The organism is Pseudonocardia oceani, assembly GCF_019263585.2.
Taxonomy (GTDB): domain Bacteria; phylum Actinomycetota; class Actinomycetes; order Mycobacteriales; family Pseudonocardiaceae; genus Pseudonocardia; species Pseudonocardia oceani.
Map to the genome: position 1 here is coordinate 15,005 of NZ_JADQDF010000003.1, position 23,894 is coordinate 38,898.

40 protein-coding genes are annotated in these 23,894 nt (G+C 71.1%); 31 read left to right on the forward strand and 9 right to left on the reverse strand.

The features are described 5' to 3' along the window. The first annotated feature begins 2 nt into the window (after window positions 1–2). The 18 genes from I4I82_RS33895 to I4I82_RS33980 all read left to right on the forward strand — a co-directional run bounded on the left by I4I82_RS33895 (window position 3) and on the right by I4I82_RS33980 (window position 12,418). Window positions 3–2,417: a hypothetical protein gene (locus tag I4I82_RS33895; RefSeq protein ID WP_218596133.1), complete on the forward strand. Its 2,415-nt coding sequence runs from the start codon at window positions 3–5 to the stop codon at window positions 2,415–2,417. An 8-nt stretch (window positions 2,418–2,425) separates the two neighbouring features. Next, window positions 2,426–3,118, forward strand: a complete 693-nt coding sequence (locus I4I82_RS34595) for a tail fiber protein (RefSeq protein ID WP_218596132.1) — start codon at window positions 2,426–2,428, stop codon at window positions 3,116–3,118. 7 nt (window positions 3,119–3,125) lie between these two features. Then, the gene (locus I4I82_RS33905) at window positions 3,126–3,443 is read left to right on the forward strand and encodes a hypothetical protein (RefSeq protein ID WP_218597400.1); all 318 of its coding nucleotides are present in this window, start codon (window positions 3,126–3,128) and stop codon (window positions 3,441–3,443) included. A gap of 15 nt (window positions 3,444–3,458) precedes the next feature. Continuing rightward, complete coding sequence (locus I4I82_RS33910) at window positions 3,459–3,737, forward strand: hypothetical protein (RefSeq protein WP_218596130.1); 279 nt, start codon at window positions 3,459–3,461, stop codon at window positions 3,735–3,737. A 26-nt stretch (window positions 3,738–3,763) separates the two neighbouring features. Further along, the gene (locus I4I82_RS33915) at window positions 3,764–4,084 is read left to right on the forward strand and encodes a hypothetical protein (RefSeq protein WP_218596129.1); all 321 of its coding nucleotides are present in this window, start codon (window positions 3,764–3,766) and stop codon (window positions 4,082–4,084) included. After that, on the forward strand, window positions 4,074–4,727 hold the full coding sequence (locus tag I4I82_RS33920; protein ID WP_218596128.1) for a collagen-like protein: 654 nt from the start codon (window positions 4,074–4,076) through the stop codon (window positions 4,725–4,727). The genes I4I82_RS33915 and I4I82_RS33920 overlap by 11 nt, the downstream gene beginning before the upstream one ends. Beyond that, window positions 4,724–5,197: a collagen-like triple helix repeat-containing protein gene (locus tag I4I82_RS34600; RefSeq protein WP_218596127.1), complete on the forward strand. Its 474-nt coding sequence runs from the start codon at window positions 4,724–4,726 to the stop codon at window positions 5,195–5,197. Before I4I82_RS33920 ends, I4I82_RS34600 begins: the two co-directional genes overlap by 4 nt. Window positions 5,198–5,375: 178 nt before the next feature. Next, the gene (locus I4I82_RS33930; RefSeq protein ID WP_218596126.1) at window positions 5,376–5,912 is read left to right on the forward strand and encodes a hypothetical protein; all 537 of its coding nucleotides are present in this window, start codon (window positions 5,376–5,378) and stop codon (window positions 5,910–5,912) included. Further along, window positions 5,905–6,204, forward strand: coding sequence for a hypothetical protein (locus I4I82_RS33935; RefSeq protein WP_218596125.1), 300 nt, complete (start codon window positions 5,905–5,907; stop codon window positions 6,202–6,204). The genes I4I82_RS33930 and I4I82_RS33935 overlap by 8 nt, the downstream gene beginning before the upstream one ends. Beyond that, the gene (locus tag I4I82_RS33940) at window positions 6,201–6,788 is read left to right on the forward strand and encodes a class F sortase (protein ID WP_218596124.1); all 588 of its coding nucleotides are present in this window, start codon (window positions 6,201–6,203) and stop codon (window positions 6,786–6,788) included. Before I4I82_RS33935 ends, I4I82_RS33940 begins: the two co-directional genes overlap by 4 nt. After that, on the forward strand, window positions 6,785–7,186 hold the full coding sequence (locus I4I82_RS33945) for a hypothetical protein (protein ID WP_218596123.1): 402 nt from the start codon (window positions 6,785–6,787) through the stop codon (window positions 7,184–7,186). The genes I4I82_RS33940 and I4I82_RS33945 overlap by 4 nt, the downstream gene beginning before the upstream one ends. A gap of 12 nt (window positions 7,187–7,198) precedes the next feature. Next, window positions 7,199–7,660, forward strand: coding sequence for a hypothetical protein (locus I4I82_RS33950; protein ID WP_218596122.1), 462 nt, complete (start codon window positions 7,199–7,201; stop codon window positions 7,658–7,660). Window positions 7,661–7,962: 302 nt separating this feature from the next. Next, entirely contained in the window at window positions 7,963–8,265 is a 303-nt protein-coding gene (locus I4I82_RS33955; RefSeq protein ID WP_218596121.1) for a hypothetical protein, read from the forward strand. Continuing rightward, on the forward strand, window positions 8,258–9,028 hold the full coding sequence (locus tag I4I82_RS33960; RefSeq protein ID WP_218596120.1) for a hypothetical protein: 771 nt from the start codon (window positions 8,258–8,260) through the stop codon (window positions 9,026–9,028). The genes I4I82_RS33955 and I4I82_RS33960 overlap by 8 nt, the downstream gene beginning before the upstream one ends. A gap of 55 nt (window positions 9,029–9,083) precedes the next feature. Next, window positions 9,084–9,434, forward strand: a complete 351-nt coding sequence (locus I4I82_RS33965; RefSeq protein WP_218596119.1) for a hypothetical protein — start codon at window positions 9,084–9,086, stop codon at window positions 9,432–9,434. A gap of 265 nt (window positions 9,435–9,699) precedes the next feature. After that, entirely contained in the window at window positions 9,700–10,002 is a 303-nt protein-coding gene (locus I4I82_RS33970) for a hypothetical protein (RefSeq protein WP_218596118.1), read from the forward strand. A gap of 206 nt (window positions 10,003–10,208) precedes the next feature. Then, window positions 10,209–10,988, forward strand: coding sequence for a hypothetical protein (locus I4I82_RS33975; RefSeq protein ID WP_226370260.1), 780 nt, complete (start codon window positions 10,209–10,211; stop codon window positions 10,986–10,988). After that, entirely contained in the window at window positions 10,985–12,418 is a 1,434-nt protein-coding gene (locus I4I82_RS33980; RefSeq protein ID WP_218596116.1) for a right-handed parallel beta-helix repeat-containing protein, read from the forward strand. Before I4I82_RS33975 ends, I4I82_RS33980 begins: the two co-directional genes overlap by 4 nt. A 7-nt stretch (window positions 12,419–12,425) precedes the next feature. Here I4I82_RS33980 and I4I82_RS33985 read toward each other — a convergent pair whose 3' ends face one another. The 7 genes from I4I82_RS33985 to I4I82_RS34015 form a co-directional block, all read right to left on the reverse strand. Beyond that, window positions 12,426–13,082, reverse strand: a complete 657-nt coding sequence (locus tag I4I82_RS33985) for a class I SAM-dependent methyltransferase (protein WP_225920690.1) — start codon at window positions 13,080–13,082, stop codon at window positions 12,426–12,428. A 140-nt stretch (window positions 13,083–13,222) separates the two neighbouring features. Continuing rightward, window positions 13,223–13,453, reverse strand: a complete 231-nt coding sequence (locus I4I82_RS33990) for a hypothetical protein (protein WP_218596115.1) — start codon at window positions 13,451–13,453, stop codon at window positions 13,223–13,225. A 120-nt stretch (window positions 13,454–13,573) separates the two neighbouring features. Continuing rightward, window positions 13,574–13,783: a hypothetical protein gene (locus I4I82_RS33995; protein ID WP_218596114.1), complete on the reverse strand. Its 210-nt coding sequence runs from the start codon at window positions 13,781–13,783 to the stop codon at window positions 13,574–13,576. A 114-nt stretch (window positions 13,784–13,897) separates the two neighbouring features. After that, window positions 13,898–16,000 carry a hypothetical protein gene (locus I4I82_RS34000; protein WP_218596113.1) on the reverse strand — a complete coding sequence of 701 codons (2,103 nt, stop codon included), beginning with the start codon at window positions 15,998–16,000 and terminating at the stop codon, window positions 13,898–13,900. Continuing rightward, window positions 15,997–16,611 carry a DUF2637 domain-containing protein gene (locus I4I82_RS34005; RefSeq protein ID WP_218596112.1) on the reverse strand — a complete coding sequence of 205 codons (615 nt, stop codon included), beginning with the start codon at window positions 16,609–16,611 and terminating at the stop codon, window positions 15,997–15,999. Before I4I82_RS34005 ends, I4I82_RS34000 begins: the two co-directional genes overlap by 4 nt. A 499-nt stretch (window positions 16,612–17,110) precedes the next feature. After that, window positions 17,111–17,296 (reverse strand): DUF4236 domain-containing protein, encoded by a 186-nt coding sequence (locus tag I4I82_RS34010; RefSeq protein WP_218596111.1) that lies wholly within the window; start codon window positions 17,294–17,296, stop codon window positions 17,111–17,113. Then, complete coding sequence (locus I4I82_RS34015) at window positions 17,296–17,478, reverse strand: hypothetical protein (protein ID WP_218596110.1); 183 nt, start codon at window positions 17,476–17,478, stop codon at window positions 17,296–17,298. Before I4I82_RS34015 ends, I4I82_RS34010 begins: the two co-directional genes overlap by 1 nt. A gap of 95 nt (window positions 17,479–17,573) precedes the next feature. Between I4I82_RS34015 and I4I82_RS34020 the strand changes: the two genes are divergently transcribed. The 8 genes from I4I82_RS34020 (at window position 17,574) to I4I82_RS34055 (ending at window position 20,779) form a co-directional block, all read left to right on the forward strand. After that, complete coding sequence (locus tag I4I82_RS34020; RefSeq protein WP_218596109.1) at window positions 17,574–17,828, forward strand: hypothetical protein; 255 nt, start codon at window positions 17,574–17,576, stop codon at window positions 17,826–17,828. After that, window positions 17,756–18,025, forward strand: coding sequence for a hypothetical protein (locus tag I4I82_RS34025; RefSeq protein ID WP_226370259.1), 270 nt, complete (start codon window positions 17,756–17,758; stop codon window positions 18,023–18,025). The genes I4I82_RS34020 and I4I82_RS34025 overlap by 73 nt, the downstream gene beginning before the upstream one ends. Continuing rightward, window positions 18,022–18,276, forward strand: a complete 255-nt coding sequence (locus tag I4I82_RS34030) for a hypothetical protein (RefSeq protein WP_218596108.1) — start codon at window positions 18,022–18,024, stop codon at window positions 18,274–18,276. The genes I4I82_RS34025 and I4I82_RS34030 overlap by 4 nt, the downstream gene beginning before the upstream one ends. Beyond that, window positions 18,273–18,437 (forward strand): DUF2283 domain-containing protein, encoded by a 165-nt coding sequence (locus I4I82_RS34035; RefSeq protein WP_218596107.1) that lies wholly within the window; start codon window positions 18,273–18,275, stop codon window positions 18,435–18,437. Before I4I82_RS34030 ends, I4I82_RS34035 begins: the two co-directional genes overlap by 4 nt. Continuing rightward, window positions 18,434–18,781 (forward strand): hypothetical protein, encoded by a 348-nt coding sequence (locus I4I82_RS34040; RefSeq protein WP_218596106.1) that lies wholly within the window; start codon window positions 18,434–18,436, stop codon window positions 18,779–18,781. The genes I4I82_RS34035 and I4I82_RS34040 overlap by 4 nt, the downstream gene beginning before the upstream one ends. Further along, window positions 18,778–19,140 (forward strand): hypothetical protein, encoded by a 363-nt coding sequence (locus I4I82_RS34045; RefSeq protein ID WP_218596105.1) that lies wholly within the window; start codon window positions 18,778–18,780, stop codon window positions 19,138–19,140. The genes I4I82_RS34040 and I4I82_RS34045 overlap by 4 nt, the downstream gene beginning before the upstream one ends. A gap of 23 nt (window positions 19,141–19,163) precedes the next feature. Continuing rightward, window positions 19,164–19,313 carry a hypothetical protein gene (locus I4I82_RS34050; protein ID WP_218596104.1) on the forward strand — a complete coding sequence of 50 codons (150 nt, stop codon included), beginning with the start codon at window positions 19,164–19,166 and terminating at the stop codon, window positions 19,311–19,313. Between the two features lie 89 nt (window positions 19,314–19,402). Beyond that, window positions 19,403–20,779: a recombinase family protein gene (locus tag I4I82_RS34055; RefSeq protein WP_218596195.1), complete on the forward strand. Its 1,377-nt coding sequence runs from the start codon at window positions 19,403–19,405 to the stop codon at window positions 20,777–20,779. Here I4I82_RS34055 and I4I82_RS34060 read toward each other — a convergent pair. Next, complete coding sequence (locus I4I82_RS34060) at window positions 20,776–21,105, reverse strand: ImmA/IrrE family metallo-endopeptidase (protein ID WP_218596194.1); 330 nt, start codon at window positions 21,103–21,105, stop codon at window positions 20,776–20,778. The genes I4I82_RS34055 and I4I82_RS34060 overlap by 4 nt on opposite strands. 167 nt (window positions 21,106–21,272) lie before the next feature. Beyond that, complete coding sequence (locus tag I4I82_RS34065; RefSeq protein ID WP_218596193.1) at window positions 21,273–21,716, reverse strand: hypothetical protein; 444 nt, start codon at window positions 21,714–21,716, stop codon at window positions 21,273–21,275. 220 nt (window positions 21,717–21,936) lie between these two features. On the opposite strand from I4I82_RS34065, the gene I4I82_RS34070 reads away from it, so the two are divergent. The 5 genes from I4I82_RS34070 (at window position 21,937) to I4I82_RS34090 (ending at window position 23,523) form a co-directional block, all read left to right on the forward strand. After that, complete coding sequence (locus I4I82_RS34070) at window positions 21,937–22,188, forward strand: helix-turn-helix domain-containing protein (protein WP_218596192.1); 252 nt, start codon at window positions 21,937–21,939, stop codon at window positions 22,186–22,188. Then, window positions 22,185–22,382, forward strand: a complete 198-nt coding sequence (locus I4I82_RS34075; RefSeq protein WP_218596191.1) for a hypothetical protein — start codon at window positions 22,185–22,187, stop codon at window positions 22,380–22,382. Before I4I82_RS34070 ends, I4I82_RS34075 begins: the two co-directional genes overlap by 4 nt. Before the next feature lie 72 nt (window positions 22,383–22,454). Beyond that, window positions 22,455–22,739 (forward strand): hypothetical protein, encoded by a 285-nt coding sequence (locus I4I82_RS34080; RefSeq protein WP_218596190.1) that lies wholly within the window; start codon window positions 22,455–22,457, stop codon window positions 22,737–22,739. Further along, a complete protein-coding gene (locus I4I82_RS34085) occupies window positions 22,736–23,059 on the forward strand; it encodes a hypothetical protein (RefSeq protein WP_218596189.1) in 324 nt (107 codons plus the stop codon). Before I4I82_RS34080 ends, I4I82_RS34085 begins: the two co-directional genes overlap by 4 nt. Continuing rightward, complete coding sequence (locus I4I82_RS34090; RefSeq protein ID WP_218596188.1) at window positions 23,056–23,523, forward strand: DUF6197 family protein; 468 nt, start codon at window positions 23,056–23,058, stop codon at window positions 23,521–23,523. The genes I4I82_RS34085 and I4I82_RS34090 overlap by 4 nt, the downstream gene beginning before the upstream one ends. Window positions 23,524–23,894 lie beyond the last annotated feature (371 nt).

Sequence of the window (23,894 nt, forward strand, 5' to 3'; positions counted from 1 at the left end):
CGATGCCCACCGTCCACTCCAGTAGCCCGGCCCGGGTCGAGGCGGCTTCGGCGGCGGCGTCTGTCACGACGGCGTCGTTCACCGCCCCGGCCGGGTCGGTGCTGGTCGCGGCGGTGGTCATCGACGCCGGCCCGGCCCCGGCGCCGACGCTGACGGTGAGCAACAGCGGGACCGCGCTGACGTGGACGAAGGTCGCCGAGCGCGTCACCGGCGGCGCGGTCGGGTCCGCGCTGTTCGTGGCGGCGGCCCCGACGTCGGCGGCCCGGACGGTCACGTTCACGACGTCGAACAGCGACAACAAGTCGCTGAAGGTCTACGTGGTGCAGGGCGCCGACCCGGCCGGCCCGGTCGGTGATGTGACGTCCGGGAACGTCAGCACGAACACGGTCGCAGTTCCCGGGCTTGTTGCTACTCGCGCGGCCTCGCTCGGGTTCTACGCCGCAGCGCAGGACGAGTCTTCGTCGGCCACCCCGACCAGCGGCGAGTCCGCGTTCGACCCGGTGTTCATCTCCGCGCAGGTCGCGGGCGGTTCGGGTCACAAACCGATGGGCGCGGTCGCCGCCGAGACGACGTACACGATCGACGCCGCCGGCACGACCGTGTGCGACTGGCACTACGTCGGTGTGGAGATCGTCGCCGAGCTGGCCCTGACGGTCACCCCGCCCGGTGTCGCGTCGGCCGAGGCCGTCGGCACGCCCACCCTGACCGCGGGCGCTGTCGCCGCGGCTCCTGCCGGGGTCGCGTCGACCGAGGCCGTCGGCACACCGCAGGTCACCGCGTCCGTGGGTGTCACAGCCACCGGTGTCGCCTCCGGTGAGGCGGTCGGCGCGCCCACGATCACCATCGGCGGCGTCGTCGTGGCCGCCGCCGTGCCGACCGCGGAAGCGGTAGGCACCCCCACGGTGGCACCCGGGCCGGCGTCGGTCACCGCCACCGGTGTCGCCTCCGGTGAGGCAGTCGGCGCGCCGACGCTGTCGCTGACGGTCGCCCCGGCAGGGGTGCCCACCGCGGAAACCGTCGGCACGCCCACCCTGACGTTGGGTGCGGCGGCGGTGTCGACTGCCGGTGTTGTGTCGGGGGAGGTCGTCCCGGCCCCCGCGGTCACCGCCGGGCCGGTCGGGTTGTCCACGGTGGGTGTCCCGTCGGCGGAGGCGGTCGGTGTTCCGCGGGTGTCGATGAGCCTGTTCGCCGTCGGTGTCGCCTCCGGTGAGGCGGTCGGGGCGCCGATGCTCACGGTGGGCGCCGTCGCGATCTTCCTGACCGGTGTTCCGTCCGGTGAGGCGGTCGGCACGCCCGCGCTCACGACCACGCTGGACTCCGCGGTCCGGACGTTGCGCCCGATCGTGCGGCTCGTCCCGCTCTACGAGGTCCTCGCCGTCCGCCGGGTGCCGCAACCGGCCGGGCCGCCGTCGTTCTTCATCGCCGACCGCATCCCGTGGTCGCGGGTCCGGTGGGGAACGGTGCTGTCGAAGGGGCAGTCGTCCAGCGTCACGTGCAGCATCGCGTCGCTGACCGAGCCGGTGAAGCAGCTGCTGCGCGCACCGGACCGCAACCCCGCCGAGCTGCACGTGCTGCGCAACGGGAAGACGGTGTGCGCTGGGCCGCTGCTGGGCGGGGCGAAGCGCGGCGGGGAACTCACCGTCGAAGCGGGCGGGCTCATGGCCTATCTGCGGTGGATGATCGTGCTGGCCGACAAGCGGTTCGACCAGGTCGACCAGTTCACGATCGCGGCGTGGCTGATCGACCAGTGGCAGGCCAGCAACTTCGGCCACTTCGGCATCGACACCACCGCGGTCGGGGTGTCGGGGCGGCTGCGGGATCAGACCTACGAGCGAAACGAGATCCATCAGGTGTCGCGGCGCCTGGAGGAACTCGGGGCGCGCCGCGACGGGTTCGACGCCGAGATCGACCCGGTCACCCGGCGGCTGCAGCTGACGTACCCGGCGAAGGGTGTGGACCGCAGCAGCGGCGAGGACGCGGTCGTGTTCGGTGGTCGCGCCGTCGACGGCCTCGACGGGGTGTTCAGCCTGTCCCCGGACGATTTCGCCTCCGACGCGTTCGGGGTGGGGTCGGCGTCGGGTGGGCAGGCGGCGCTGTGGTCGGAGCAGCCCAACGTGGATTTGCGCGCGGTGTACGGGCGCACCGCCACCTGGGGATCGTGGTCGGACGTGTCCGAGCAGGGCACTCTCGACGATCACGTCGCGGCGCTGCGCGATGCGAAGGACCAGCCGCTGCGCGCTCCCGGACGGAAGATCCGCGTCACCCCTGACACCGACCTGGACCGCTACGACGTCGGGGACACCGTCAGCTACGAGCTCGACACCCTGCTGGGGGTGGGCGGGCCCTACCGGTTGCGGTCCCGGTTCGTGGAGGTCGTGAAGAACGAACCGGAATCTGTTGACCTCGAGTTCGTGTAGGAGGCCCGGTGTCTGAGGATCGCGCGTTCGAGGAACCTGGACAGGTCATCGCCCGTTTGTCCGCCGACCTGGAGGACTTCAAGTCGACGATGCTCGCGCGGGTCGCTGCTCTACCGACGGGCACGATGCTCCCGACGCTGGCTTCGGTCCCGCCGGTGGGGACGTTGCTGCTGCAGGGGCAGGTGGTGTCGCGGACCACGTATGCGCGGTTGTGGCAGTGGGTGCAGGACACGGCCGCGGCGGGGTTCGGTGTGGGTGACGGGTCGACCACGTTCACGCTGCCCGACGCCCGCGACCGGGCCCTCGTCGGTGCGGGCGGCACCGTCACCCTCGGCGGCACTGGCGGTTCGGCGACCCGCACGCTGACCGTGGCGAATCTGCCGGCGCACGGGCACACCGGCACGGCGGCGTCGGCCGGCACGCACAACCACGACTCGACCAACGGCCAGCTCGACAACAACGGCGGGCACAGCGGCCACTTCCCCGGCACCCGGTACAACGCAGCGGCCGGCGCCGACTTCGGCCTTTCGGACTGGCAGTCCGGTGGCGCGACGCGCGGCGACCACGGCCACTTCTTCACCTTCGACATCACCTCCGGCGGCGCGCACACCCACACCGTGACGATCAACAACACCGGCTCTGGCGAAGCGTTCGACAACCGACCGCCCTACCTCGGCGTCAACGTCGCCGTCTGGACCTGAGGAGCTGATGGTGATCATCACCGATGAGATGCGCAGGGCCGTGCACGAAGAAGACTGCGAACAGCTCGGTCACATGCTGGCCACTGAAAGCGTCATCTCTATCGAAGGCCGGACCGCGCAGGTCGCCGGGCCCGGCGACCTGCAGCCGCACCTCAACTGCCGCCGTTGCGGCAAGGTGTGGCTGGTCATCGAGGACGCGGGCGACGGCTACGACGACGCGGTGCAGCGGGTGAGCAAGCGGTTCAAGGACCCGGCCGACCTGCGCATCGGCCGGCGGCCGGTGCGCAGCGAGTCGCCAGCGCATGCTCCCGCCGGTAAGGCCTGATCGAAGGGCCCTGCCATGCCCGTACCTGACCTGCTGCGTATCGCCTGCGCCGCCGTGGCGATCATGCTGATGGCGGCTTGCATCTACGCGATGTTCCGCTCCCGGGACGCCGACCAGCGTCTGCGGTTCGGGTCGACCGCGCTGATCGCGCTGGTCGTGGTCGCCGGCCAGCTCGACACCCTCGGCGGCCCGGGGAACTGGCGGATGCCGGTGCTGCTCGTCGCGCTCGTCCTCTTCACGATCGGGGCTGTCCGGTTCCTGGTGAAGGACCGTCGGCGTGCTCTCGAGCGATGAGTCACTGTGCACGATGACCGACGGGGGTGAGTGCGATCTCCCCGGAGTTCGTGAGTGCGGTGTTCGTCGGGTTGGCCGCGCTCATCGCGGCGCTGTCGACCTACACGGCGAACCGATCGCGCCGGATGGCGGAGGACCAGCGGCTACGCAAGCAGCAGCTGCGCCACTACCGCGACCGCTACGAGGCGCTCCTCGCCTACACCTGGCTGCTCCGTGAGGAACTCGCCGAGCGTGGCCTCGCCATCCCCCCACGTCCCCGGATCCTGGAGGACGACGACGACGATGACTTCCCCCGTCCGGCTTCTCCCGCACCTGCCCCCCGTGGGGGTGGACCCGATGCCGGGTAAGCGTCGCGCCGACGCGGGTATCCCCCGCTGGGTGCCGCTGGCGATCGTCGCGGCCGCTGTTGCCGCCGTCGTGCTCGGTCTCGGTATCGGGCGGACCACCGCGGACACGCAGGCGGCGAACACCGGGCTCACGGTCGACAACGGGATCTTGGAGCAGCAGCGCAACGCCACTGCCGACCAGGCCACCGAGCTCGCCGACCCGGTCGCCGCGTTGTGCGCGGCCGGTGACGACACCGCCGCTGCGCTGGCCGCTGCCGGCGCCTGTGACCGTGCCGCGCAGGTGCAGTCGTCCCCGATCGCCGGTCCCCCCGGCCCGGCTGGTCCGGCGGGCGCCCCTGGTGCGTCTGTGGTGGGCCCGCGCGGTCCCGCTGGCTCCCCAGGTACCCCGGGTGAGCCGGGCGTACCGGGCGTACCGGGCGAGCCGGGCGAGCCGGGCAAGACAGGCCCTGCAGGCGTCGACGGCGTCGACGGGCAGGACGGCGAAGACGGCGCCGATGGTGCACCGGGCACGCCCGGACGCGACGGGGCCCCGTGCCCCCCCGGATCCACACAGCAGCAGGTCACCTACGGCGACGGCCGCACCGGGCTCGGCTGCGTCCTCGACGAACAGCCGGCCCCGACTATCCCGGAGGACGGAACATGACCGGTCCGACCGGCGAGCAGGGGCCGAAGGGGGACACCGGCGCCCGGGGCGAAGCCGGGTCCACAGGCATGCGCGGCCCGCGGGGGATCGACACCCTGGGTAGCGAACCCGCCGACGTCTCCGGGCCGCTGGCCATGGACTTCATCCGGAAGCTGACGCTGTCCGTCCTCGGCCTCCTGGTCATCGTCGTCGCGTTCCTCATCTTCTACCTGGTCACCTACGTGCAGGAGCAGCGGCTGCTGTCGGAGTGCTACCGGCAGGCCTTCGAGGAGACGAACCGTGCTCTCGTGGTCACGGTCGCCGCAGCGGCGCGCGACCGGGGCGGGCTCAAGACGTTGCTGGAGTCGCTGACCGACCCGGAACGGACCGGGGCTCAACGTTCCGCCGACCTGGAGAAGTACCTGCAGCTCCTCGCCGACGGCGAAGCTGACCGCGCCGCCACCCCCGTCCTGCCGGCCAGGACGTGCTGATGCCGCTCCGCATCCTGCGCCGGTGGCGGGAACGGCAGTGCACCTGCGCACATCCCCGTTCGATCCACACCGGTGACATCGCCGGCTGGCGCGTCTGCAACGCGCTGCGCTGCAGCTGCGCGAACTTCGCGTGGGCTTGGCTGGACAGACCCCTACTTCGCTCTGCCGAGGAGAACTTGTGAAGCGCTACGTCCTGCCCGGGCTCGTCCTGGCAGCACTGACCCTGTCCGCGCCGTACGCGCTGGCCCAGGACCCGGCCCCGGACCCGCAGGTCGTCGCGATCACCCCGCAGAAGGCGTGCGGGACGGTGACGTTCAACCTCGTCAACGCCGACGTGGGCGAGTACGGGTTCACGTTCTCCACCGGCCCGTTCGCGGGCGGCCCCATCGGGGCGCAGGGTCTCATCGTCGTCCCCGCCGGGGAGACGGTGACGCACACGGTGCGGCTGCCGGAGGACTCGTTCGACGGGCAGGGGTTCGTCACGCTCGGGGTGTCGTACGGCCCGAACACGCACCGGCAGGCGTTCCTCGACCTCGGTTTGGTCGACACCGACTGTGAGCCGCCCGTCGACGTCACCACGCCGCCGACCACCCCGCCGGCAACAACGGAGACGACGGCGCCGCCGACCACCTCCGCTCCCGCGCCGACCCCCGACGACGACGACTTCGACCAGGTGGGCCGGGCCCCCGTCGGGGGGGTCGCGACCGGTGGGTGAGCAGCAGCTGATGGGGCCGGTGCGGGCGGCGGAGGCCCGTGACTTCCAGGCCACCTACCTCGCCGACGCCCAGCCCGAACCGGTGCCGCTGCCCCCGCAGCGCCGGGAGCTCACCGAGGCCGCCCGGATCCGGGACGCGATGGCCGTGGCCCGCCGGCTCTACTCCGGCGCCGTCCGGGACCTCCTGATCGGGGAGCTCCAGTTCCACATGAGCAACGGCTACCGAGTCAACCAGGGCAGCCTCCCGGCCCGGCTGGTCACCGAGCTGCTCGACCAGGCCGACACGCGATGATCCGCGCGCTCGCCGCGGCCGTTCTCCTGGCTGCGCTGGTCGGGTGCGGTGCGCCGGTGCCGCCGACAGCGCCACCCACGGTGACGGTCACCTACCCGCCGCGCACCTCGACCCCGGCCGTGCCCACTCTCACCCCGATCGCGGTACGCGTCCCGTCCATCGCCGCGGAGAGCTCCCTCGTCGCGACCGGTTTCAACCCGGACGGGACCGCGGAGGTGCCGCCGGTGGACCAGCCCAGGCAGGCGTCGTGGTTCGAGCCCGGGGTCGAACCCGGCGACGTCGGGCCGGCCGTCATCTACGGCCACGTCTCCGGCCGGGACGGCGGTGCTTCGGTGCCCGGGGTGTTCGCTCGCCTCGCCGGGCTCGGGCCGGGCGACCTGATCGAGACCGACCGCTCCGACGGCGTGACTCTGCGATGGGAGGTGACCGTGGTGGAGACTTATGACAAGTCCCGGTTCCCGTCGGCATCTGTCTATGGCGACACCGACGGCCCCGAACTGCGCCTGGTCACCTGCGGTGGCCGGTTCGACGCGGCCGCCCGCAGCTACGAGTCGAACGTCGTCGCCTACGCGGTGCCGGCATGAACGGGCCGGACACGAGTGAAGCGCAGGCTCGACTTCTGCTCACCGCGGTATGCGGCTTGTCGATGTCCGAACGGCTCGACGCGATGATGGAAGAAGTGCGGGTGGCGCGGCTCATCGCGCACATGCAGCCCTACCTGGTGTCCTCGGTGTCCGAGCGGTTCGACGCACTCGTGGAAGAAGTCCGGGTGGCACGGCTCATCACGCACATGCGCCCCTTCCTGGTTTCGTCGAGGTCCGCGAAGACCCGGCCGGTGGTGCCGTCGCAGCGACGCGCCAGCCCCGACGAGAAGCGGCTCGACGACATCACTGCCGAAGCCCGCCGCCGCGAAGCCGCAGGTCGGCCCGCAACTGTCGCGGCCTACGCGCGCCGCCATCGCCGTTACCCGCCCGTCCCCTGACCGGAGGTCCGCATGGCCTGGCATGACCGCTTCACCTGGCCGTTGACGGCCCTCTCGGATCTGCAGCGCGACCTCCTGGCTGTGCGTATGGCCGTGCTGCAGATCCCCACCCGCCTGACCCGAATGGAGAAGAACATGGCCGCCGACCGCGAACTGCTCGCCAAGATCGCCGAGGGCCTCACCGCTCTCGCCACCCCCGTGTCCGACCTGATCGCCTCCGAGGCCGCCCTCCGGGCGGAGGTCGCCGACCTCAAGGGTGCGGCCGCCGCCGACGAGGCCGGTGACCTCGAGGCCGCGTCCCTGGTGAAGGACGCGTTCGACGACGTCGCGGAGATGTTCCGCACCGAGCCCGAGGCCCCGGACGTGGAGCCGCTGCCCGAGCCCGAGGCGCCCGCCGACCCCGAGACCCCCGCCGAGCCGGCCCCGGCCGAGCCCGTCCAGGACGACGACAACACGCCCCCGCCCGCGGCCTGACGAGGTCGCACGCGGCCCCGTGTCCAGCTCCCCGGGACACGGGGCCGCCCCGTCTCAGAGCGGCCAGCGCCAGCCGTAGCGCTTCCACTGCCCGCTCCACGAGGTCCGGCTCAACTGATTCACGTGCAGCTGCCACCGGCGACCGCACTCGCAGCGCCACCGAGCCCCGTGCCGAATCCGGAGATTCAGGTCCGGATGGTCGCAGCGGTGCGGTGCCCCACCTGGGCGGATCAAGTCCGTCATGCCCTGAGTGTGGCAGCACGTCACACCCTCCCGTCCCAACCTGCAGACAGGAGACCGGCATGGGCGACTGGCGCGAGAACCCCGACCCGTCCAGCCCCGACCGGTGGCTTTACGACGAGACGGCGCCGACCCCGATCACCGTGGCCGACTACGACCCGTCCGCGACCCGCGTCGACATCCCCGTCGTCACCGCCGGCCGGGTCGAGTACGCCGGCCACGTCGACTACGCGAACCCGCGACCGACGCCGCAGCCTGACCCGCCGTCGATGACCGCCGGGCAGGAGGACCACTCCGACCCGTGGCGCTACGCCGGCGAGGACGCAGACCCGCCCGCCGACACCGGCAGGCCGGCCGATGAGTGACCCGTGGCGCAACTGCGCCTGCTCCCTGACGCTGGTCGCCGAGATCAACGCCCGCTGGCCGCGCCGTGACAAGGCATCCGATGGCACCGTGGGGGACACTGCTCACGCTGCGCGCACGAGCGATCACAACCCGTTTGTGAAGAAGCCGCCGCCGCCGAACATGGGCATCGTCCGCGCCCGTGACATCGACGTCGACGGCGTCGACATGGCCTGGCTCATGGAACACCTGCGCCAGCTCGGGCAGCGCGGCGACGTCCGCCTCAACGGCGGCGGCTACCTCATCTTCAACCGGCGCATCACCACCCCCGACTTCACCGGGTGGCGCGTCTACACCGGCACGAACCCGCACACCTCCCACGGGCACGTGTCGTTCACCCGGGACCCCGGCGCGTTCGACTCGACCGCGCCCTGGGGCATCACCACCGCCACCACCGTCGCCCGCCCGCAGGAGGGGTTTCTCATGGCCTTGACCGACGCCGAGCAGCGCGAAGTGCTCGAAGGCATCCGCAAGATGAAGCCCGGCCTGGTCCTGCCGGCCCGGTCCAAGAACTGCCGGCCCGCCACCGACGACGAGTACGGGTCGTCGCTCAACGCGTGGGCCGAAGCCGCCGACGCCCGCGCCGCGGTCGAAGCGCTCACCGCCCGCCTCGGCAGCGGGACGGTCGCCGCCCCGTCCGGTGGGACGTTCGCGCTCGCCGACGCCGACGTGGACCGGATCGCTGCTCGCGTCCTCGACCTGCTGTCCAAGCGCACCGCCGCCTGATGTGGGCCGGCACCGGCTCCCCGACGACCACCCCGACCAACCACCAGGAGTCACCGTGAACCCCGCCAGTCGCGAACCGGCCGCCCTCTACATCGGCCTCATCGCCCCCGTCGTCGCCTGCCTCGCCGCGTTCGTCTTCGCCGCCAACCCCGAGACGCAGACCGTCGTCAACGCTGCCGCTCTTGCTGTGGCCGGCGCGATCACCGCGTTCGTGGTGAAGTCGGACAACCTTCTCCCGGCCATCGTCGGCGCCATCTCCGCGGTGGTGTCGGTCGGTGCGGCGCTGGGGCTGCAGCTCGACTCCGCGCAGCAGGCCAGCCTCGTCGTCGCCCTCGGTGCGATCGCCGCCGTGGTCGTGCGGGACCGGGTCACCGCCGCTGCCCCGCCCGTGCAGGTTCACGCGTGACATCGGCCCTCGCTGTGGCGCTCATCCCGTGGCGCTATGCGACTGCGGTGACCGCGCGGGTGTGGGCGTTCTGCCTGTTCGGGTTCGTGCGGTGAGCAGCTGATGCCGGGGTGGGCGTGGGCCGCCGCCGCAGCCTGGGTCGCCGCCTCGGTGGTGGTGGCCCGCTACGTCGGCCGCGCCATCACGCTCGGCTCCCGGCGCCCACCCAAACCTCGTTCCTCGTCTTCGACCGCAACTGAAGGGCAGCGCCATGGCAGCGCATGACGTGCCGACCGGGCACATCGGAATCCACGAGATCGAGCTCGCCGCGAACACCGAGTCGACGGTGACGTTCGGCGGGGATCTCCCGTCGCAGTACGACCTGGCCCGTGTCGAGGTGCAGGTGCTCGAGGGGACTGCGCCGGTGTACTTCCGGTTCGGGCCGTCGGGGGCGGCGACAGTGAAGGGCACGGACTGCTGGTCGGTGCAGCCGGGGACAGCGGTGGGGGTGGATGTGCCGACTGCGGGTGACACGGTGGTTCGGCTGATCTCGGCCGCGTCGGCTGTCGTGTCGGTTGGGAGGGGCTGACCATGGGAGTCATCCGGTACCCGATCCGACCCAGCGGCGCCGGAGGCGGCGGGGGGGAGGTTGTCGACGCCACCACTGACACCAAGGGTGTCGCCCGACTGCTGGGGGGCACTGCCGACAACCCGACCGTCCCCGCCGCAGCGTTGACCGGGACGATCGCCGACGCCCGCATCCCCGCCGGGATCACCCGCGACTCCGAGCTGGCCGTGGCCATCACCGCGGCGATCGACGCGCTGCTCGACGGCGCCCCCGGCGCGCTCGACACCCTCAACGAACTGGCCGCCGCGGTCAACGACGACGCATCCTTCGCCGCATCGGTCACCTCGGCGCTATCAGGGAAGGTGTCGAAGTCCGGCGCGGAGACGATCGCCGGGATCAAGACCTTCTCCGATGCGCCCGTCGTTCCCAACGGCAGCTTCACCATCGCGAAAACGACCGGGCTGCAGACCGCGCTCGACGCCAAGACGGCCCTCTCGGTTGACGGCACCCCGGTCAGCGCCTACAACCTCGACAGCTCGCCGGTCGCGCCCGGCGAGCTGTCCCCCCCCGCCTACACCCAGGACGAGGTCGACGGTCTCCTCGCCGGTGTCGGCGGCGGCAACGGTCCGTGGGCGCCGGTCCAGGACACGGGATCGGAAACAAACTTCACCACAACGAACTGGACCGTTGTTGGCGGCCTCGCCATCACTATCGCCTCAACCTCGACGGCGGACGTGTTCCGCGTCGACGTGCTCGTCGACCTAGCGTCCTACTTCGCCAACACTGCGACCATGATTTGGAACCTGGTCGTGAACGGGGCAGGCAACCCCATCACCTACCCGATCAAGCTGGTCGACAACGGCATCCGGCTGTCGGTTCCGATGGCGTGGGTGCTGACCGGGCTCAGCCCGGGCAACTACACCCTTGAGCTAGCCGCCTACATGACCGGAGCGGGGAACTATCAGTCCGGCCCCGGAACTTCGATGATCGCGCAGCGAGTGGTGTGACCAGCTACTACCTCGCCAGCACGGGCAGCGACGGGAACACGGGCACATCCGAGGCTGCGCCGTGGGCCACGATCGCGCGGCTCAACGACGCCCTCGCCGCCCAGCAGATCGTCGGGGGGGACTTCGTGCTGTTCCGGCGAGGGGACACCTTCTATGGCCAGCCGGCGCAGGAGGGTTGGCATCCGTACCCGAACGCCAACCCCGTCACATTCGGCGCGTACGGGGCCGGGGCGAAACCACGGATCTCCTGCTACAAGATCGCCGCTGTCGGTGGGTGGACTAACGTTGGCGGCAACGTGTGGCGAATCAACCTTGCCGCCGGCGCGGCCGGGCACACCGGCGCCACGATGCTCGGCGCAACCGAGGTCGGGCACCTGCGGGTCGACGGGACCGTGTACGGCGCCAAGAAGGACTCTTCCGCCGCCTTGGCTCAGCCGTGGGACTTCTACTCCGGCGACTACGCCCGAACCGATGTGAGCGAGTTTCTGCACGTCTACCACGTGGGGAACCCGTCGACGGGTCGCACCGTGGAGATCGCGGTCAACGCCGACGTTTTCCACCTCGCCCGAGACCACTGGACGATTCGCGACCTCGACATTTGCGGTGCCGACGCTGGGGTCGTCGCATCCGCCTACTGGTCACCGAGCAACATCCAAATCCTGAACTGCGACATCCACGACCTCGGCGGTTCCTACACGTGGGGCGACTACGTCTACACCGTGCCGACCCGCGCCGGGAACGGTATCCAGGCGTGGATCGGGTGCGAGGATTGGCTGATCGAAGGCAACCGCATTTGGCACTGCTACGACGTAGCCGTCACCTACCAGGGCTCCCCTGGCGTGCAGGTTCCGACCAATCAGGGCTACCGCCGGTTGCATGCGCGCCGGAATATCATCTTCAACAACTCGCAGTCGTTCGAGCTCGGCGGTTCCGAGGTCGCGGGTGACGGTGTTGGGTTCGTCGACTGCTCGTTCACCGACAACTTCTGCTTCGGTGCGGGCAACGGGTGGGGTTGGCAGTACCGTCCCGATCCGGCCGGTCGCGGCTGCCACCTGCTGTTCTACCGGTACGCGTTGCCAACGGATCTCGTGTGTGAACGCAACGTGTTCTTCGGGGCGACGACCAACCACATTTTCGCCTTGGACGGTATCCCGGTGGGGGTGACCGTGCGGAACAACCACGTGTACCTGGAACCGGGCACACTGATTCAGGATTCGTTGATTCCAGCAGGGAAGCGTCCGGAGACGATCGAGGAGGCCGCCGCGTACGTGGCGGCGACCGGGCACGAGCAGGGCACCACATGGTTCACCGACCGCACGGCGGCGGAGACATATCTTGCCGACCTCGCCTGGTCCGGCCGCGTCATCGCCACCACTGGCGGTGTCCGAGTCATCCCCGGTCCGTCCGTCGAATGGCCCGAACCCGGCTGACCTGCGGTCAGGCCCGGATCGCTACCAGCGACTTCGGGAGGCCGGCCATCCGCTCGAACCAGATGTCCGAGTCGGGGAAGTAGGAGCGCATCTCCGTCGCCGACACCAGCTCCACCTCGTGGGTGCGCTCCATGGCCAGGGCGGGGTCGTCGGTCCAGTAGTGGCCGAGCGGCCAATGCTGGGTGATCGCCAGCCGCGCCCGGAACGGCAGGAACTGCATGCCGGGGAACATCCAGTGCGGCTCCACCGGGAAGTACCGGTACGGAGTCTGCACCCAGTGCCGCGGCGCCCGGTCGGCGATGACCTCCGCAAGGGCCTGCCGGCGCAGGTGCCCGCCGACGTGCTCGATCAGGCTGTTGGAGATCACGATGTCGTAGCTGCCGGCGCGGATCTCGGCGGGCGGGGCGCAGGCGTCGCCGTGGACCTGCCCGTCACGAGCGGGCTCGAGGTTCACCACGGTGAGGTCCTTGGGCTGTGCTGGCGCGCTCTGCCAGAACTCGACGGTGCCGCCGAGGTCGAGGACCCGCATCCGGTCAAGGTCGGGGAACGTGTCGAGGAGCTTGCCCCAGCGCTTCTGTCGTGCGCGTCCGCCGATGGAGCGGGTGCTGTACGGGTTGTTCAGTGCGTAGGTGATGCGGTGGGTGAGCTCGTTCGACTTCGGCATGCCTGCTCATCCGAGCTGGGCCGTCGCACGGTTACAGGTGGCGACGGCATCTCATCAACTCTGATGACGCGCCCTTCCACTTCACAACGCCGCACCCCCGTCCTTGCCTCACGGCAGGGGCGGGGGAGCTTCTTCGTCGTTCACACCCCGTCGCGGCTCGAGCTCGTCGGCGGGCCCACGTACCCGCGCCCGGCCAGGCCGGACTCCCAGTCGGCGCGGCGGGCGGCGAGCAGCTCCCGGTGCCGGTCGGTCATCGGCTCCGCACCCGGCACCTCGCCGTGATGCAAGACGCACGGGTAGACCCGCACCCAGGCCCGGCGCTGCTTCCACCGGATCACCGCGACCGGGCAACCCGGGCGACCGACGTTCATGGGCGTGCTCCCTCGCTCGGACGACAGGCCTAATCTCCAAGTTCTGGAGCAACCGGCAGCTCTGTTGGGGTTTGCGGTCCGCCGCGGGGGAAGCACGGCCCGGCGATGATGCCACGACGGTCAGCGGCCGCGCCCGAGCAGGCGCGCGCCGAACCTCCGGTAGGGCTGGCCACCGCACAGCCAGCACGCCCGCCGCATCCGGAAGTTGCCGCGCCCGTCGCCCGTCTTCGTGCGGCCCGAGCACGCCCAGCAGGCGCGGAACGGGAACAGCCAGCACGACCCGAGGTAGAGCGCGGCGAGGACCAGACCGACCAGCATGAGCGAGTCCATCACCGGCCTCCCGCGCTAGGAGGAGACGCCGCCGCGCAGGCCCGGCGCCTAGATCCTAGGACTAGCCCTAGGGGCCGAACCCCCGCGTTGACCTGCGGCTTAGGGTCTAGGAGCTCAGCCATCGAGGGCCCCGAGAAGGTCGCTGCGGAGGATGCCCTGCCTGTTGCGCGGCACCTCGTCCTCGAGGCTCACCGCCCAGACCTGGCGCGGCCGGACGTCGCTCGGCTTGAGCGCGGCGGCCAGCTGGATCGGTGTCCAGCCGGCGTACCGGTCGGGCCAGCGGTCCGCCAGGCGCGAGCAGAGGACGTCGCTGTGCGCCTTCTCGTCGGAGCCGAACACGACCGCCAGATCCTCGGTGACCGAGTAGCTCACCGGCGTCGCCGACACCGTGTGCCCGAGCGCCATCCCCTCGAGCGTGCCGGCCTTCTCGCGCAGCGCGCGGCCGCGCAGGCAGATGGCCTCGGCCGCGACGGCGTCGGCGTAGCCGGTGCGCACGGTCCCGCCGTTGACCTTCGCGTCGCCGGTGCCGCGCAGGATCCCCGCGCCGAGCGCGTCGGGCGGCAGCTTGTGCGCGTGCATCCCCTCGCCGCCTGCGCCTGCACCGAGCACCGCCTCGGAGGCGTCGCGCGTCGTTACGTACAGGGCGAAGCGGATACCGAACTGGTCGCGGAACCCGGTGGGCGTCGACTTCGCGTCGGGCTTCTGCGTCGCGGCGAGGGTGATGATGCCGGCCGACGGGCCGACCTTCGCCAGGTCGGTGAGCTTGTCCTCCATGTCGGGCCCGTACTCCTTGCTCAGGAACGCCCGTTGCACCTCGTCGATGACCAGCACGATGAGCTGCAGGCCGAGGTGCTTGGTGCGGGAGAGCTCCTCGGTGAGCTTCCCCTCGGGGCACACCGCCTTGGGCAGGGTGCGGAGCAGGCGGTTGCGGCGGTCGACCTCGGCGAGCAGGTCGTCGATGGTGTCGCGCAGCGCCGCGAGCGGGTGCACACCCGTGTCCGGGTCGGCGCGGTCCCCGTAGAAGATCCGTTCGGCGACGTGCTCGAACGGTGTCCAGTCCGGCCCGCCCTTGAGGTCGAACACGATGATGCGCACGTGCGGGTCGAGCGCGGCGGCCAGCGCGACCAGGCGCAGCACGAACGTCTTGCCCCGCCGCGGGATGGCGCCGATGAGCATGGCCGCCCACAGCACGCACAGCCACACGGTCTCGCCGCGCTCGTTCTTCCCGAACGGCCACGGGTGCCAGAAGTTCACGTTGGGCCTGGTCAGCAGCTCGGACGGCCCGGCTGCGATCGACAGCGGGTCGACCTCGCAGACCCACATGTCGACGCGGCGGATCGACCCGGCCGACCCGCGGACGCGGGAGAGGAAGACCTGCCGCTCGTCGACGTCGATGCCCGAGGCGATCTCGTCGCGGCGGCGGATCGCCTCGTCGGCGGTCTTGCCGTAGGGCAGGTCGAGCACCGCCCGCCAGCCGTTGGCGTCGCGGTGGATCGGGGTGGCGAAGGTGAGCGGGTCGGCCTCGGTGCACAGCTTCGCCGCCTCGAACGCCCGGACCACCACGCCCGGGGACAGCTTGCGGAAGCGGCCCGGCACGACGGCCGGGGTGAAGATGGGCCTGTCGGGCGACTGCCCGCGCCAGCCCAGCAGCGCGACCACCACGACGGCGACCGGCCACAGCCAGGCGAACCACCACCACACCGCGGCGCTGGCCGCCGCGACGAGCACGCCGAGCGCGATGACGTGGCGCTGGTGCGCGGCGCGCACGAACTTCTGCTCCGAGCGGTACCGCAAGTACAGCGCGTCATCGCCCCGGGTCTTCGCGGCTTTGCGCAGCGGGCGGGCGTCCCCGTCGTCGACGAAGTCGCGCACCTGCCCGAGCACGCGCACCAGCCCCCGCGGCGCCCACCACAGCGTGAGCGCGACGTAGAGGTGCAGGCGCACGGCGTGCCACGCCAGGTGGTAGCCCGCCCGGCGCGCCACCCACCAGGCGGCGGCCCGGCGCTGCTCGGCCTGACGCAGCCACGGCGCGATGATCGGCCGCCGCTCCGGTGGCTCGGCCTCCCACGGCATCGCCACCGCTGGCGACGGTCGCAGCGCCAGCTCAGGCTCGGGCCGCGCAGGCAGCGACACGACCTCCCCGTCGAGCGCGTCGTGCAGCGCGAGTTCGGTGCCCGGCTCGTCGGGGTCGGGCCTCTTGCGCATGTCGATCGTCACGCTGTCGCTCCGTTGGTGGTGGCGAGAAGCTGGCGGGCCTTCCACTCGCTGATCTCCAGCTCGTCAACAAGCCGCTTGCGCCCAGCCCCCTCTGCGATCAGTCGGGCGGCCCGCTCCTCCACCGTCTCCGGCTCGCCCTCCAGCCCTTGGAGATTCGGCTCCTGCTCATCTCCAAGGGCTGGAGCAACTGGCAGCTCGGTTGGAGGTTCCGCCGGTGCTGCCTCCGGCCGGCCGACGAGCACCATCAAGTGGACGAGGGCACCCAGCACCGTCGGGGCGATCGCCGACACCGCAACTACGACGAGCCAGTGGGGCTGGACTCCATACGCCTCCAGGCCGTGACCGAGCGCGTTACCCGCAACCGAGCCGCCTAGCAGCAGCAGGGCGAGCGCGCGGGCGTACCGATCGGCGTCGGGTGGCGACCACTGGCCCAGCCACACCAGTGACCCGGCGGCTGCGCCAGCGTCAACGACGACCGGCAGGAGCCACGCCAGCGAAGGGGCGAAACCGCACAGCAGCGCGAGATCGCGGAGGGCCGCGAACGACAGCACGGCCGCAGCGCCAGCCACGATCAGGAGAAGCCCAAACAGTAGGAACCGCTGAGGCCTCATGCCTCGCCCTTCTTCGCATGCGACGCGTCGAACAGGCGGTGGCACCGCCTGCACATCGGCTGGTAGTGCCCGTACTGCGGGCTGTATGGCCCCTTGGAGGAGGTCAGTTCGTTGGGGTCGGCATGGTCGTACGCCCACTCCTCGGCGCAGCCCCCGCACTCCACACAGGTGTGCGTGCTCGGACGTCCCCGCGCCTGCCTGAGCCAGCGGTGCGTGGTGCTGTAGCTGGGCACTCCACTTCGGTGCCCTCGTGTGGCCTGAACTGTCGCGTCGCCGACAGCTTTGCCGGCCAGCACCCGCTGGAGGTGGGCGCCGCACAGGCCGCGTCCACTGTGGGGTCGGCCGCAGTCGTTCACGGAGCAGGTGCGGCCGGGGGCCTTGGCCCGGAAGGTTGCCGGACCTGGGTCTCCGTGCTTGCGCCACCGTCTCCAGTGCCCGCCGCAGTACCCGTGCGCCCTCAGTGGCCGCAGGCATCCGTCAACGCAGCAGATGGCCACGCTCACCGCTCACCTCGTCGTCCCGGCCAGCTCACGGATCCCGGTCCTGGGGTGTTGAGGGTGTGGCGGCGGGTCGTCGCCGACCAGGTCCACGGCCCGATCTTGAGGCCCCAGGTGATCCGGCCCGCCTGGTTGAGGTGCAGCCGGAGCGGGCCGAGGGGGATGGTCTTGCGTAGGCGGAAGCCCATCACCGACCACCCCACGGGTCCTGCTTGTCGATGTGCGCCCGCCACTCGGCCTGCGGGTGGGTGTGCTGGTCGGTGCGGCCGTCGAGTTCGCACCCGGCGGTGTGCTTCACCTTGACGTCGGGCTGCGGGTCGAGCGCGCGCCGCGGTACGTCGCGGTCGCTCTTGCTGCTGAACAGTCCCATCGGGGTCTCCTCGTGGTCGGTTTCGCGCTTCCCAGAAGTGGGAGCCTACGATACCTTCCTACATGTGGGAAGACCGAGCACTAACCTGACCCGCTGTGACCAGCCGCGAGGAGAGCGAAGCGTTGATGAATCTGCAGGAACTCCTCGCCCGCGACCTGTCGAAGGTGTCCCTCGACGAGCTGTACCAAGGGATCAAGGAATCCGAGCTGGTGTTCGACCAGGCACAGGTCTGGACGGGGCGGCTCGTGGCCGAGGTGCGACGGAGGCCGAACGTCTCGTGGTCGAAGGTCGAAGAGGCGACAGGCGTCCCGAAGGCGACGCTCGACCGGCGCGCGAGCAAGGCGCCGTAGCGTTCGACCCCTACGCCCCCGACTACCACGCCCCCGTCATCGGCCGCACCTACTGGCACCGGCCGTGGCGCCAAACCGTCACCGTCCTCGCCGCCCCCGGTGTCGGGGATGCGGTGCCCTACGACGAGGTGGTGGTGCGGCTGTACGCCACCGGCACCCCCGCCGTCGTGAAGCTGCGCAGCCTGGAGGAACGATGACCGACACCACCGCTGGATGCGGCTGCCAGTACGACGCTACTGGGCTCGTGTTCGTCGACCGGTGCGTGTGCCTACCCGTGCCCGTCAGCGACGACCAGGCCGCGCTCGACCGGGCGGCCGCGGACATGGCGGTGCGCGACGACCTCGCCCGCGAAGTGGCCCGGCTGTGGGTCGCGGCCGACAAGAACGACCCGCGCGATCTGACCGCCGCTCTCGACCGGCTCGCCGCCGCCTACGGGGAGGACCGATGAGCGACGTCTACGTGCGCTATCAGGACAAGCCGGTAGCCCGCACCTTGGAGGACACCCGCGCAGGCATCACCGTGGACCTGGACGAGGACGGTGAGGTCGTAGGCGTCGAGCTGCTCGCAGCGTCCGCTGTCGAGGTCGACGGGGTCGAGGTGGCCCAGTGAGTGGGTTCTACGCGGCGCCCGTCCGCGACCTCGGCGACCCCGCCGCCGACCCGCCCGGCACCGTCCGCGTCGACGCCGACCCCACGGACCAGCACGCGCACCTGTTCGACCGCGACGCGCGCCGTGCCGTGAAGACGGCGCAGACGAGGCCGGCGGGGCAGCGGTGGGTCCTCATCTCAGGAGCCCGCGACATCACCTGGTTCTACGACGACGAGGTGGCGAGCTGGCCCGTCGTCCCCGCCTACGCCGTGTCCGCGCCCTGGACACTCGCCGCCGCACAGCCCGCGCCGGCCACGCCCGCGCACGAGCGCGGGGACCTCGACGTGGAGGCGTTCCGCGGATGAGCACGCTCAAGGCACTCGGCATCCCCCTGCTGATACGCACCGCCTGCAGGACGATCTCCGCCATGACGCATCCCCTCATCGTCGCGGGCCTACTACTGGGAGGGCTGTGGCTGGTTCTGGCCTGGGGGAATGAGTGGGTGGAGCAGCGCCAGGAGGAACAGTGGCGCGTCGTCGTTGAGCACACCGAAGCACTGGAGCGCAGGTCCGCGCTGCAGGAACAGGTCGACTGGGAGGTGCGGCAGCACCAGCTCGACCCGTCCTACCCGTACCCCGAGCAAGTCCCGGTCTGCCCTCCGTGGCAAGAGCCGTGGGTGCTCTCGGTGTCTGTTGCGGGCGACGTGGATGCCCGGTGTCAGTGACCGAGCCCGAGCACGTCCCCACCGTGAACGACCGACTCCGCGCGGCCGGGATCTCTCAGACCTCGATCGACGCGCACTTCGCCGACGGCGTCCTGCGCGTCGACGGGGACCCGGCCACGGCGCTCGATCAGCCTGCGCCGAAGCCCGCGCGCATCGTCATCCACGAGGCCTGACCTGCTGCTATACGGCGCACCCGCATACTATCCAGTGGTGCTGTCACTGGTTTTCGTGTGTACCGAAACCGGGACTAGCCTCACTAGCCATGACGCGTCGCGCGGCCGTGTACTGCCGCATCAGCCAGGACCGGATCGGCGCCGGCCTCGGCGTTGACCGGCAGGAGCAGGACTGCCGTGCGCTCGTCGCCTCCCGCGGCTGGAGTGTCGCCGAGGTGTACGTCGACAACGACGCCTCCGCCTACTCGCGGCGGGCACGGCCCGGCTACGAGCGGATGCTCGCCGACATCGACGCCGGCCGCATCGACGCCGTCGTCGCCTGGCACGCCGACCGACTGCACCGCTCCCCCATCGAGCTCGAGCGCTACATCGACCTCACCCAGCATGCGCCCACCCACACGGTGCGGGCGGGCGAGCTCGACCTGTCGACGGCGTCGGGGCGGATGACGGCGCGCATCGTCGGTGCGGTCGCCCGCCATGAGTCGGAGCAGAAGGGTGAGCGGCTGCGCCGTCAGCGGCAGCAGGCCCAGGCCGACGGTCGCTGGCACGGCGGGCGCCGACCGTTCGGGTTCGAGCCCGACGGGCTGGCGCTGCTGCCGGGTGAGGCCGCGGAGATCGAGGCCGCTACCCGCGACATCCTCGCCGGGCACTCGGTGCGGTCGATCGTCCGACGCTGGAACGACGCCGGCCTGACCACCTCGACGGGCGCCCGCTGGGACGGGTCGAACCTGCGCCACGTCCTGCTCCGTCCGCGCAACGCCGGCCTCGTCGGGAACCGCGGCCGCATCGTCGGCCCGGCCCGGTGGCCTGCGATCGTCGAGCGCGACACCTGGGAGGCGCTCGTCGCGCTCCTGTCGGACCGGACACGGCTCACCCATCGTGGGACCAGCCTCAAGCTCGTCGGGTCGTTCCTGTACCGCTGCGAGTGCGGGGAACTGGTGCGTTCCGGAGGGCAGCGCGCCGATGGGCAGCCGAGGTACGCGTGCGCGGCGAACCACATGAGCCGAGTCGCCAAGCCGGTCGACGAGCTCGTGCTCGACGTCGTCGGACGTCGTCTGGCGCGCAACGCGGTGAACCTGCTGACACCGAGTGTCGACGTGCGCCCGTTGCGGATCAGGCTCGCGAACCTCCGCGCTCACGCGGACAAGATCGCGGCCGAGTTCGGCGACCCAGACTCGGGCATGACGGCCAGCCAGTTCCGGCTGTCCAACGGCCCGGTGCAGAGTGAGATCGCCGCGCTCGAGGCTCAGCTCGCTCGCCACTGGACGGGCTCGCCACTGGCCGGCATCGCGGATGCGGCGGATCCTCGCCGGACGTTCCTCGCCGCGGGGATCGACCAGCAGCGCCGCGTCATCGACAACCTGGTCGAGGTGACGCTGCTCCGGCAGCGCCCCGGGCGAGGAGCAGGCGGGGTGTACTTCGACCCTGCCTCGGTGCGCGTGGAGGATCGGCGGGGCGACATCTAGTTGCTGCGGGGCCGGGGTAGCGGCATGAAGATCGGCGCCCGCAGCGCGGTCTCGACGGTGTCGCGGTCGACTGCGAACCGGGCGGCCAGGTCTTGGATCTCCTGTTCGGTCCACTGTCGGTCGAGCTGGGCGAGAGCAGGCCCGGCAGGGACAAGCATTCGGGCGGTCTCCTTCTGTACCTGGTGTTCTTCGACCGCGGCCCGCTCGGTGGAGACGGGGCCGCGGGCCAGGTGGACCAGTTCGTGGGCGAGAGTGGATCGCCACTCGTTCGGGGTCAGGTCCGGGGCGATCGCGACGAGGGATTCACCGAAGACGGTGGCTCCCATCAGTCCTGGTCCGAGGTCCGTTTGTCGGAGGGTGACCTCCCCGTTCTTGTCGAGCGCACTCTTCAGTGCGGCCAGGAGACAGACGGCATCTTCGTGAAGTGCACAGCGGGGAGCCACGTCTAGAGTTTAAACTTTGATCACTGAATCGTTACCGCATTCGCTTAGCATCACTTACTTGGCTTACGCCGCGCAGCCCACTGCTCACCCTGCGTTGCCGCAGGCAGCGGCGGCGGCAGGTGCCGAACTTCGTTCGGCGGATCGATCACGCCAGCCGCGCCGGTACTGTTGCGCTCAAGTCTACGTGCGAGCTCGGCGAGCAGCTCGCGGTTGCCCAACGTGTGCGCGCCGGCGGCGGGGCGCTCAAGGACCTCGATGTCGAGATCGGCCGGCGTGAGGTAGCCGGCAGCGAGCATGCCGTCGACGACGGGCACCTGCAGTGCGACACAGACGGCGCGCACTGCGGCGGGCTCCGGCACCTCGCCCCTCCGGAGCCACTTCGAGATCTTCGGGCTGGTCACCGTGTCGTTCGACGCGCGTATGAGATCGACCTGTCGCCAGTTCCGCTGCCGAAGGTGATCGGACAACCACGAGGCCCAGCTGCTCTCCGGCACGAGGCGCAGCGTATCTGCGTACACGCAGCATGTCAGCCGCACGTGATCTTAACTATCCGCAGGTAGTGGCTCCAACGGGTGATGCGTGGGCGCAGCACCTGGCGAAAAGCGACACGCCGGACACGCCGGTTTCGTACACGAAGGAGTTGCGTTCACGCAGCCTCCTGCGCTAGCTTTCCTGCGTCAACGCAGTAGCTGCTTCTACGCAGAGAGAGCGCCCGTGAAGCCGACCATCCAGATCCGAGCCGACAACCTCGCGCTCGTCCGGGCCGCCGCCGGCCTGTCCTCCAACGCCGCCCTCGCCCAGGCCATGGGCGTCCACCCGACCACGGTGTCCCGCACCCTCAAGGGCGACGCAGCGCTCGGCGTCGACTTCATCGCCGCCCTGCTCAGCGCCTTCCCGCAGGTCGAGTTCGGTCAGCTGTTCTCCGTCGAGGTCCTCGAGCAGGCGCCCACCGCGGTGTCCGCATGACCACCGCCGCCGAGCGGGCCGCCGAACGCGACGCCGAACGTGCCGCCGCATACGAGGCCCACGTCGAGGCGCTCCTGGCTGCGATGCCGCCGCTGACCAACTCGCAGCGAGCCCGGGTCGTCGACCTCCTCGCGCCGATGCCCGTCGCCGTCGACAGCTCGACCCAGCACGACGACCTCCGCGCCGCGTCCTGACCCACCCACGTAGTAGGCGAGCCGACGCCGCCACGCGCCGACCCGCCCCGATCACAGAGGAACACACCCTCCATGACCAGCCTCATCGTCCACGACCACAGCCCGACCGGGGAACTCCCCACGATCACCGGTCAGCCCGCCGCGGTCACCGACGCCATCGCCCGAGGCCGCGCCGCCATCCCCGCCCGCCCGCGCGGCGGCTGGATCTCCGAGGACCGGCCGTCGGGCAGGCATCGCGCCGACCGCGCCGGGTCCGTCCACGTGTCCGCGATCGCCGGTGTCGACCTGCGCCGCCGCCCCCAGCGCGCCGGGAAGTCGCACGGCCTGCTCGACCAGCTCCTCGGTGGTGGGGCGTGAGTCGCGCCAACCGTCCGACCCGCGAGGAGGTCGCGGACGCGCTGGCCTCCGCCGACATCGCGGTCGGCCCGTCCATGCCGACCTTGGCCGCCGAGGTGCGCGCGCTGCGCAACGAGCTGGCGTTCGCGCGCAGCGCGAACGAGCACCAGGCCGCCACCATCGCCGAGCTGCGCGAGAACCTGCCTCGGCTACTCGCAGTCGAGGCCGCCGCGCGTCACCTGCTCGTCACGAACAGCCTCCCGGCGTACCACGCCCTCGACCGCGACGAGGCCCTCGAACGGCTCACCGCTGCGCTCAAGCCGAAGGAGCGTGCGTCGTGACCGACCTCGCCCTCCCCACCCACCCCCTCACCCCCGCCCAGCTCAACCCCAGCGGGATCGCCGACGCCCTCGACCGCGCCGCCCACCTCATCCACACGAACGGCCTCGCGACCGGCGAGTACTGGGAATGTCAGCTGTTCGCCACCCGATGGACCGAAGGCCGCGGCTGCGACGCCCTCGGCGCCATCGGTGTCGCCGTCGGGTACCGCGACCACCTCGACATCGACCGCGCCATCGTCGGCGAGGACGTCTACGACCCGAAGGCCCACGCCTACGCCACCACCGGGCCCCACCCCGTCCTCGCCGCGCTGATGGCGCATCTGGGGGTGCGGGACCCGCTCGACGTCATGAACTGGTCCGACAAGGCGCAGGACCGCGCCGTGGTCGAGGCGCTGCGGGCGTGCGCTGCCGGGCTGCGGATCCACGCAGCCGCGGCCGAGCAGGTTGGGCGGGTGGCGTCGTGAGCGTGTGGCTGGCCGTCTGGCGCTACCTCAACGAGCGCAACCCCCGCTGCGTGGTTCCCGCGCACCGCAGCCGCTGGTCCTGCGACTGCATCAACCCGTGCCCGTGACCGCCGCGACCCGTAACCCAGGTGACCACATGACCCGCGCAGCCACCTCCATCACCGCGGCCAACGGCGGCACCGCCGTCACCACCCTCGACCGCGTCCCCACCGAGGTGTGGCAGCACATCGAACTCGTCAGCCGCTTGCACGAGGTGCTCGCCCGTACCCGCAACGAGGCCACCCTCCCCGCCCTCCTCACCGTGGCCCACCCCCACCTCGCCTACGAACGTCGCCGCCCCCACACCGCCCCGCCCGTCATCGACCTCGCCC

Bases quoted from the DNA above. Each gene is read 5' to 3' on its own strand.
- I4I82_RS33950 (WP_218596122.1), top strand. From the start codon at position 7,199: ATGGCCTGGCATGACCGCTTCACCTGGCCGTTGACGGCCCTCTCGGAT.
- I4I82_RS33985 (WP_225920690.1), bottom strand. From the start codon at position 13,082: ATGCCGAAGTCGAACGAGCTCACCCACCGCATCACCTACGCACTGAAC.
- I4I82_RS34035 (WP_218596107.1), top strand. From the start codon at position 18,273: ATGAGCGACGTCTACGTGCGCTATCAGGACAAGCCGGTAGCCCGCACC.
- I4I82_RS33920 (WP_218596128.1), top strand. From the start codon at position 4,074: ATGCCGGGTAAGCGTCGCGCCGACGCGGGTATCCCCCGCTGGGTGCCG.
- I4I82_RS33990 (WP_218596115.1), bottom strand. From the start codon at position 13,453: ATGAACGTCGGTCGCCCGGGTTGCCCGGTCGCGGTGATCCGGTGGAAG.
- I4I82_RS33910 (WP_218596130.1), top strand. From the start codon at position 3,459: ATGCCCGTACCTGACCTGCTGCGTATCGCCTGCGCCGCCGTGGCGATC.
- I4I82_RS34015 (WP_218596110.1), bottom strand. From the start codon at position 17,478: ATGGGACTGTTCAGCAGCAAGAGCGACCGCGACGTACCGCGGCGCGCG.
- I4I82_RS34060 (WP_218596194.1), bottom strand. From the start codon at position 21,105: ATGGGAGCCACCGTCTTCGGTGAATCCCTCGTCGCGATCGCCCCGGAC.
- I4I82_RS34005 (WP_218596112.1), bottom strand. From the start codon at position 16,611: ATGAGGCCTCAGCGGTTCCTACTGTTTGGGCTTCTCCTGATCGTGGCT.
- I4I82_RS34600 (WP_218596127.1), top strand. From the start codon at position 4,724: ATGACCGGTCCGACCGGCGAGCAGGGGCCGAAGGGGGACACCGGCGCC.
- I4I82_RS34010 (WP_218596111.1), bottom strand. From the start codon at position 17,296: ATGGGCTTCCGCCTACGCAAGACCATCCCCCTCGGCCCGCTCCGGCTG.
- I4I82_RS33995 (WP_218596114.1), bottom strand. From the start codon at position 13,783: ATGGACTCGCTCATGCTGGTCGGTCTGGTCCTCGCCGCGCTCTACCTC.
- I4I82_RS34045 (WP_218596105.1), top strand. From the start codon at position 18,778: ATGAGCACGCTCAAGGCACTCGGCATCCCCCTGCTGATACGCACCGCC.
- I4I82_RS33895 (WP_218596133.1), top strand. From the start codon at position 3: ATGCCCACCGTCCACTCCAGTAGCCCGGCCCGGGTCGAGGCGGCTTCG.
- I4I82_RS33945 (WP_218596123.1), top strand. From the start codon at position 6,785: ATGAACGGGCCGGACACGAGTGAAGCGCAGGCTCGACTTCTGCTCACC.
- I4I82_RS34055 (WP_218596195.1), top strand. From the start codon at position 19,403: ATGACGCGTCGCGCGGCCGTGTACTGCCGCATCAGCCAGGACCGGATC.
- I4I82_RS33955 (WP_218596121.1), top strand. From the start codon at position 7,963: ATGGGCGACTGGCGCGAGAACCCCGACCCGTCCAGCCCCGACCGGTGG.
- I4I82_RS34030 (WP_218596108.1), top strand. From the start codon at position 18,022: ATGACCGACACCACCGCTGGATGCGGCTGCCAGTACGACGCTACTGGG.
- I4I82_RS33960 (WP_218596120.1), top strand. From the start codon at position 8,258: ATGAGTGACCCGTGGCGCAACTGCGCCTGCTCCCTGACGCTGGTCGCC.
- I4I82_RS33905 (WP_218597400.1), top strand. From the start codon at position 3,126: ATGGTGATCATCACCGATGAGATGCGCAGGGCCGTGCACGAAGAAGAC.
- I4I82_RS34080 (WP_218596190.1), top strand. From the start codon at position 22,455: ATGACCAGCCTCATCGTCCACGACCACAGCCCGACCGGGGAACTCCCC.
- I4I82_RS34075 (WP_218596191.1), top strand. From the start codon at position 22,185: ATGACCACCGCCGCCGAGCGGGCCGCCGAACGCGACGCCGAACGTGCC.
- I4I82_RS33940 (WP_218596124.1), top strand. From the start codon at position 6,201: ATGATCCGCGCGCTCGCCGCGGCCGTTCTCCTGGCTGCGCTGGTCGGG.